Consider the following 7,729-nt stretch of genomic DNA (forward strand, 5'->3'; position numbering starts at 1 on the left):
CAAGGTGCTCGACCTGTGGGCGGCGCAGCGCGAGCGGGCGCCGGAAGAGACCACCGTGGCGGTGCAGGGCTTCGGCAACGCCGCGTACCACTTTGCCCGTTTGGCCAGTGCCGAAGGGTACCGCGTGGTCGCGGTTTCCGACTCCAGTGGAGGCCGCTATGCGGCGGACGGGCTGGACATCGAAGCACTGAAAAAGGACAAGCAGTCCCACGGCAAGCTGTCGAAAAGTCAGCAGGGGAAAGCCCTGAGTGGCGAGCAGCTGCTGGCGCTGGAGGTGGATGTGCTGGCCCTGGCCGCGCTGGAGAATCAGGTGCATGGTGACAACGTGGCCGAGGTGCAGGCAGGCGCCATCCTGGAGATCGCCAACGGCCCGCTGACCAGCGACGCCGACCGGGCGCTCGAAAAGCGCGACGTGGACGTGCTGCCCGACGTACTGGTCAATACCGGCGGGGTCGTGGTCAGCTACTTCGAGTGGTTGCAGAATCGCGCTGGTGAAAAGTGGAGTGAAGAGCAGGTCAACGAGCGGCTGGATACCCTGCTGGAGCGCGAGGCAAGCCGGGTACTCAAGCGGGCCGAGCAAGAGCAGGTGTCGTTTCGTCACGCGGCCTACTGCCAGGGCATCGAGCGGATTGCCGAGGCCATCATGGCCCGCGGCAACTGCCAGGACTGCCGCTAGTCCACGGTGTCGATGACGTCATGACGCCATGACGATGGCATGAAAAAGGCGGGCCACCAGGGCCCGCCATGCAAGGTTGCTCGCGCGTATCAGTCGCGGTCGATCTCGGTGACCTGGAACGAACCCTGACGCATCTTGATGTCCAGCTCACGACCGTTCTGATCGCGCCCTTCGATGCCGATGGTGCCGTTCTTGTCGATCTCGATCTCCTCGAACTCCATCATGCCTTCCTGGCTGGCGATATTGAGCGCCTGGCGCACATCGTCTTCGCTCATGCCCCAGGCGCCGGTGATCAGACGCTTGCGCTCTTCCTTCAGGGTATCGCCGTTATCCAGCGAGAACTCGACATCAGCGTACCACTCATCGTCCAGCCAGCCTTCGACTTCGGCGCGTCCACGGCTCTTGATGCTGATCTCTTCATAGTGCGTAAAACCATAATCGCTGGCGTAGGTCAGAATGTCGTCGATGCGGTCCACCGGCTGGGTATCGGCATACACGGTGCTGGCGGCTGCGCTCAACAGCAGGGCAGAGGCAGGAATCATCAGCATTTTTTTCATGGCGTTCATCACAAGCTCCTTTTTCACGATATGTCAGTTGAAGCGACGAGACAGTTATAGCAGCTGGGGTCTTACCGGAAGCTGACAAAGTCATTCATCTACCGTTCATGTTGACTTTGGCATGCTGGCACCATGAAAACCACGACCGCTTTCCTACGCTCCTTGCGCACCTGGCTCCGCCTTCGGGTGGTGGCCTGCGCGCTGGCGCTGGCCTGGATGGGTAACGCCATTGGCGACCAGCCCTGGCAAGCGCTGCACGGTGAAGTAGGGCGTGGCGATGTGGTGCCGCTGGAGACGATTCTGGACTGGCTGGAAGTCAACTATATGGGCGATATTCTGGAAATCGAGATCGACCGGGACGACGGGCTGGTGGAGTATGAGATCAAGATGCTGGGCCCCCAGGGCCAGGTGGTCGAGTTCGAGTTCGATGGTCACAGCGGCCAGTTGATGAAGATCGAAGGTGTCCGCATTCGCGAGATGCAGCGTAACCCCTGAAAGGATGGCGTGATGAAGTGTTTGCTGGTAGAGGATGACCAGGCGCTTGCCCGTGAGCTGAGCCAGGCCCTGCGTGAAGGCGACTGGATCGTCGAACGAGCCGAAAATGGTCAGGAAGCCGACTTTCTGGTGCGTACGGAAGCCTACGATACGGTGATTCTGGACATCGGCCTGCCGGATGGCGATGGCACCCGCTGGCTCTCTTCCTGGCGGGAAGATGGCATCGACCTGCCGGTGCTGATCTTGACCGCTCGTGAGCGTTGGGCCGACAAGGCCGCAGGCTTTACCGCCGGAGCCGATGATTACGTGACCAAGCCTTTCGAGCCCGCTGAAGTACTGTTTCGGCTGCGCGCTCTGGTGCGACGCACCCATGGCCACGCCCATCCGGTCTTGCGGGTAGGCGAGCTGAGCCTGGATACCCACACCCAGCACGTTACCCTGGTGGGCAGGCCCGTCAGCCTGACCGCCCAGGAAACCCGTCTGCTGAGTTATCTCATGCATGCCGCGCCGCGGGTAGTAAGCCGCAGCGAGCTCTCGGAGCACGTCTATGACCGTGACCACGAGCCCGACTCCAACGTCATCGACGTGCAGGTCAGCCGCCTGCGACGCAAGCTGGGTGCCTGGCGTATTGCCACCCTGCGCGGCCAAGGCTATCGCCTGCTGGCCGATGAGCCTGACACACCATGAGCGCTGCCGGGCAGCCTTGGCGGCAACGCTGGGCCAGCCGCTCCATTCATCTGCGCTTGCTGCTGGCAGCGCTGCTGATCGTACTATTGGCCCTGCCGGTGGCGGGTGGGCTGCTGGCCCATCACTATCGTAGCGCCGCAGTGAGCGCGTTCGACGAGCGTCTCGAAGCAACCCTCAACGTGATCATTGCCGGGGTCGCCTACGACCCCCTGAGTGAACAGCTGCGCTACGAACGTGGCTTGGGCGATCCCCGTTTCGAGCATGTGTTTTCGGGCTGGTATTGGCAAATCACCGACAGCGAGCAGCACACGGTAGCGTCGCGCTCGCTATGGGATCAGCGGCTGCCCGTGACCCACAGCGAACAGCTCTCGGCGCGTACCGTGCCGGGGCCAAGAGGGCAGCAGCTGAGAGTGGTGGAGCGGGATATCTATCTGGCCCCCCTGGAATCGCCTTTGCACGTTAGCGTGGCCGCCCGGGACGATGTTCTGGTGGCCGAGATTCAGGCTTTTCAGCGTCTGCTGTGGCTAGGCTTGCTGGGGCTTGGTGCCGTGTTGCTGGGAGTGCTGGCGCTCCAGGTGCGCTGGGGGTTGGCGCCTTTACGCCGCATGAATGCCAACCTGCGCGACGTGGAGCAGGGACGGGCAGCGCAACTGGATACCCGGCTGCCGCAAGAGTTGGCCACCCTGGCCAGCTCCATGAACGCCGTATTGGCGCGCGACCAGCGGCTGATCGAGCGCGGTCGCTATACCGCCGGTAATCTGGCTCATGCCCTCAAGACGCCGCTCAGCGTCATGCGCCTGCTGGTGAAGCAGCTGCCCAGCGACAGCCGAGCCACCTGGGACGTAGAGCTTTCGCGTATCGACAACGCGGTGCGTCACCACCTGGCCCGGGCCTCGGCGGCCGGGGACAGCGGGCGTTTCGCCGCCATTGACCTGCAGGCCACCCTGGCGCCGCTGATGAACGGGCTGGCGCGTCTCGCTCAGCGGCGGCACATCACCCTGACGCAGCGTGTGGATAGCCAGATGCGAGTACACATGGACGACCAGGACCTGCAGGAGATGGTGGGCAATTTACTCGATAATGCCCTGCGCTGGGCCAGCCAGACGGTGCATGTGAGCTTTCAGGCGCAGCAAGGCGTATTGAGGCTCACGGTGAGCGATGACGGCCCCGGCATGACCGCCGAGGAGTGCCAGGCGGCGGTGCAGCGCGGCAAACGGCTGGATGAGCAGCGCTCCGGGAGCGGGCTGGGGCTGGCCATCGTGGCCGATCTGGTGGCCCTGTATGGCGGACAGATGCGCCTGCAGCGCGCCGAAGCGGGCGGGCTGCAGGTGGTGATCGAACTACCCGTGCTGGCATGAAGGGGCCAACCGATGGTTCGTCATGAAAATGTCATGTAAATGACGCACGCTTGCTGCCCTGGCACCTTCCTGATGGAGTTGACAAGTCATAGGGATCGTTGACGTTTGACAGGGCAGCAGGCACATGACCGCACAAGAAACCCAGTGGCTTCACCAGATTATCGCGGCAGAAGAGCTGCACGTACTTTTTCAGCCCATTGTCGATGCCAATCAGCAGGCCATTTATGGCTACGAAGCGCTGATTCGTGGCCCCAGCACCTCTCCGTTGCATTCACCGCTAAGGCTGTTCGATGTGGCGACCCAGGCCGGGCTGCTGGTGGAGCTGGACCTGCTTTGCCGACGGCTCGCCATTCGCCGTTTTGCCGAACTCGCACTCCCTGGGCTGCTGTTCCTCAACGTCATGCCGCTGACCATCGTCGAGCGTGATTTCCGCGAGGGGCTGACGCTGGGCTTCATTCAGGAGAGTGGCCTGCCGCCTGAGCGGGTGGTGATCGAGCTGACCGAGCACGTGCCCATCCACGATTACGACCTGATGCGCCAGGCGGTGGCCCACTACCGCGACATGGGGTTTCAGGTGGCCCTGGATGACCTGGGGGCCGGTCACTCCAGCCTGCGTCACTGGGCGGAGCTGCGCCCGGATTTCGTCAAGCTGGACCGCCATTTCATTTCCGGCATCGATCAGGAGCCCGCCAAGCGGGAGTTTCTGCGCTCGATACTGGACGTCGCCAAAAGCCTCGACTGCCAGCTCATCGCAGAAGGGGTCGAAACCGCGGCAGAGCACCTGTGCCTGTGGGAGCTGGACCGTGGATTGGCGCTGTTGCAGGGTTTCTACTTCGCACGTCCCAGCGTTCAGCCGCCTGTTCAGCTCAATACGCTGCTGCCCGCCACCACGCAATTGAAAACTCCCGCTGGGCGTACGGCGCATACCATCCTGCGCAGCGTGGAGGCCGTGGCGCCCAGTGTGTCAGTGCCCACATTGGCGGAACGGTTTCGTGAAACGCCGCATCTGCGCTGCGTGGCCGTGATCGAACAGGGCGTGCCCATTGCCGTGGTGCGGCGCAACGGGTTCCTGACGCTGTTCACCAACCCTTATAGCCATTCGCTGTACGCCAAGCGCTGCGTGCTGGACATCGCCGATCGCAAGATGCTGGTGGCCGCCGCCGACATGCCCCTGGAGACGCTGAGCCAGCAGCTGACCGACAGCCGCGACATCGAACAGGAGGACTTCGTCATCGTCGATGGCGAAGGGCAGTATCTGGGTATGGGCAATATCGTCGATTTGCTGCGCGAGATCACCGCCATCCAGGTGCGTCAGGCGCGCCATGCCAATCCACTCACCGGGCTGCCCGGTAACATCCTGATCAATGAAACCCTCACGGCCTATCTGAGCCAGGGCAATGGCTTTGCCGCTGCCTACGTGGATCTGGATAACTTCAAGGCGTTCAACGATGCCTACGGTTATGCCCGCGGAGACCATGTGATCATCTCGCTGTCGCGGCTATTGCAGGCTCAGGTGGAAAGCGCGGGGGGCTTCATCGGGCATATCGGTGGCGACGACTTCATGATGCTGTTACCGCTGGAGCACTGGGAGAGCGTGTGCCAGCAGATTCTGGCCTCCTTCGAGGTCATGGCACCGAGCTTCTATGAAGAAGAGGACCGCCAGAGAGGCGGGCTTTCCATCGAAAGCCGTCAGGGAGGCGTCAGCTTTTTCCCTTTCGTCAGCGTGTCGGTGGCCGTCAAGCCCATCAGTGACCCGGGCCACTGCAAAGCCCTGGACATTGCCAGCCAACTCTCCGAACTCAAGCATCAGGCGAAGAAGATTGCCGGGAACAGCCTGTTCGTGGAACGGCGTGGCTGCTGCGTGGGGCCGTGAGCCGACAGGGCGGCAGTCCGTTCACGCGGGTGTCATCCGCCAGACTCGCCGCTGTCATCCTGGGGCGTCAGGATACATCCACCTCTTCACTACCCCGTTAGGTGATCCATGCAATCCTCTCGTCTCTCTACCGTGTCACTCTCGCGCACCCTGATCAGTGCTGCCGTTGCCAGTGCCTTCGCTTTCAGTGCGATGAATGCGGCTGCCGACCTCTCCTCACGCTACGTGGACAACGATGGCGACATGGTGGCCGATATCCCCAGCGATGAGTCTCGGTGGGTCGATCCGGACACGCTGGTCTTTGCTTACACGCCGGTTGAAGACCCGGCGGTCTACGCCGACGTATGGGCGGGTTTCCTGGATCACCTGAGCGAAGCGACGGGTAAACGCGTTCAGTTCTTCCCGGTGCAGTCGAATGCTGCCCAGCAGGAAGCGCTGCGCGCTGGCCGTCTGCACGTGGCTGGCTTCAACACCGGTGGCGTACCGGTAGCGGTCAACTGTGGCGGCTTCCGTCCCTTCGCCATCATGGCGGCCGAAGATGGCAGCTACGGTTACGAAATGGAGATCATCACCTACCCCGGTAGCGGTATCGACGGCATGGAAGACCTGCAGGGTCGTCAGTTGGCCTTCACTTCCGAAACGTCCAACTCGGGCTTCCGCGCACCGTCCGCGCTGCTGCGCTCCGAGTACGGTCTGGAAGCCGGTGATGACTTCGAGACGGCTTTCTCCGGCTCCCACGACAACTCCATCCTGGGCGTCATCAACAAGGATTACGATGCCGCAGCCATTGCCAACTCCGTTGCCCATCGCATGCTGTCACGGGGTGTCATCAACGAGGGCGATTACGAGGTGATCTACACCTCCGAAACCTTCCCCACCACGGCATACGGCACCGCCCACAACCTGACGCCCGAACTGCAGCAGCAGATTCAGGATGCGTTCTTCAGCTACGACTGGGAAGGCACCGCCCTGCAGGCGGAGTTCGAGAACTCTGGCGAAGCGCAGTTCATCCCCATCAGCTATGAAGAGCACTGGTCGGTCATCCGCACCATTGCCGATGCCAATGGCGTCACTTACGACTGCGATTGATTCCAGCGCTGCGTGACCCTGTCGGCCAGGAGGGCAACCTTCTGGCCGACGCGTTATGGGGTCGAGTCAGTTGAACGTTTTGAGCGACAAGCAAACGAGGCACTCCCCATGTTGACACTCACTGGCGTTGGCAAGCGTTACCCGACGGGCGACCGCGCGCTGACCGATATTCACCTATCGCTGCCCAAAGGCCAGGTGATGGCGCTGATTGGGCCATCGGGTGCAGGCAAAAGTACCCTGATCCGCTGCGTCAATCGTCTGGTGGAGCCCAGCCAGGGCAGTATCCGCCTGGAAGAGACCGAACTGACCAAGCTGTCGGGCAGCCGCCTGCGTCACGCACGTCGCTCCATGGGCATGATTTTTCAGGAATATGCCCTGGTCGACCGGCTGACCGTCATGGAAAACGTGCTGTCGGGCCAGCTGGGCTATGTCGGCTTCTGGCGCAGCTTCTTGCGCCGCTACCCCCAGGAAGCCGTTGCTGAAGCATTTCGCCTGTTGGAGCGGGTGGGCTTGCCCCATGCCATCGACAAGCGCGCCGACGCGCTGTCGGGTGGCCAGCGCCAGCGTGTCGGCATCGCCCGCGCACTGCTGCAAAGCCCCAAGTTATTGCTGGTGGATGAGCCCACCGCCAGCCTGGACCCCAAAACCTCGCGCCAGATCATGCGTCTGATTCGCGAGCTGTGCGCCGAGCGCGAGCTGGCTGCCATCATCAACATTCATGACGTGGCTCTGGCGCAGCAGTTTGCCGACCGCATTGTGGGCCTGCGTGCCGGACAAATCGTCTTCGACGGCAAGCCCAGCGAACTCACCAGCGAGATCCTCACCACCATCTATGGGGAAGAGGACTGGGACACCACGCCCGAGCCCGCCTACGAAGAAGATGAGCCATCGCAGGTAGCCCTTGCGCCCACATCGGCAGCGCCCACGTCGGCAGCCAAAGCACACCATGACGCGCGGCCGCTCGCCCAGGTCGCCAGTGGAGGCGCGCTATGAG

At 62.4% G+C, this 7,729-nt stretch carries 8 protein-coding genes; 7 read left to right on the plus strand and 1 reads right to left on the minus strand.

Translation table 11 applies throughout. The features are described from left to right. Window positions 1–676 (plus strand): Glu/Leu/Phe/Val family dehydrogenase (locus tag B7L71_RS11175; protein WP_249273243.1); only part of this gene is annotated, 676 nt, incomplete at its 5' end. Window positions 677–765: 89 nt separating this feature from the next. Here B7L71_RS11175 and B7L71_RS11180 read toward each other — a convergent pair. After that, complete coding sequence (locus tag B7L71_RS11180; protein ID WP_081138000.1) at window positions 766–1,242, minus strand: PepSY domain-containing protein; 477 nt, start codon at window positions 1,240–1,242, stop codon at window positions 766–768. 123 nt (window positions 1,243–1,365) lie between these two features. Between B7L71_RS11180 and B7L71_RS11185 the strand changes: the two genes are divergently transcribed. From B7L71_RS11185 to phnC, 6 genes are all read left to right on the plus strand, one after another. Next, window positions 1,366–1,728 carry a PepSY domain-containing protein gene (locus B7L71_RS11185; RefSeq protein ID WP_081138002.1) on the plus strand — a complete coding sequence of 121 codons (363 nt, stop codon included), beginning with the start codon at window positions 1,366–1,368 and terminating at the stop codon, window positions 1,726–1,728. 12 nt (window positions 1,729–1,740) lie between these two features. After that, window positions 1,741–2,415: a winged helix-turn-helix domain-containing protein gene (locus tag B7L71_RS11190; RefSeq protein WP_016915872.1), complete on the plus strand. Its 675-nt coding sequence runs from the start codon at window positions 1,741–1,743 to the stop codon at window positions 2,413–2,415. Beyond that, window positions 2,412–3,773 carry a sensor histidine kinase gene (locus B7L71_RS11195; RefSeq protein WP_081138004.1) on the plus strand — a complete coding sequence of 454 codons (1,362 nt, stop codon included), beginning with the start codon at window positions 2,412–2,414 and terminating at the stop codon, window positions 3,771–3,773. Before B7L71_RS11190 ends, B7L71_RS11195 begins: the two co-directional genes overlap by 4 nt. A 124-nt stretch (window positions 3,774–3,897) precedes the next feature. Then, complete coding sequence (locus tag B7L71_RS11200; RefSeq protein WP_081138006.1) at window positions 3,898–5,646, plus strand: bifunctional diguanylate cyclase/phosphodiesterase; 1,749 nt, start codon at window positions 3,898–3,900, stop codon at window positions 5,644–5,646. Between the two features lie 108 nt (window positions 5,647–5,754). Continuing rightward, the gene (gene phnD / locus B7L71_RS11205) at window positions 5,755–6,735 is read left to right on the plus strand and encodes a phosphate/phosphite/phosphonate ABC transporter substrate-binding protein (RefSeq protein WP_081138007.1); all 981 of its coding nucleotides are present in this window, start codon (window positions 5,755–5,757) and stop codon (window positions 6,733–6,735) included. 108 nt (window positions 6,736–6,843) lie between these two features. After that, the gene (gene phnC, locus B7L71_RS11210) at window positions 6,844–7,728 is read left to right on the plus strand and encodes a phosphonate ABC transporter ATP-binding protein (protein ID WP_081138009.1); all 885 of its coding nucleotides are present in this window, start codon (window positions 6,844–6,846) and stop codon (window positions 7,726–7,728) included. The last annotated feature ends 1 nt before the right edge of the window (window position 7,729 follow it).

Source organism: Halomonas sp. BC2 (genome assembly GCF_002078115.1).
Taxonomy (GTDB): domain Bacteria; phylum Pseudomonadota; class Gammaproteobacteria; order Pseudomonadales; family Halomonadaceae; genus Vreelandella; species Vreelandella stevensii.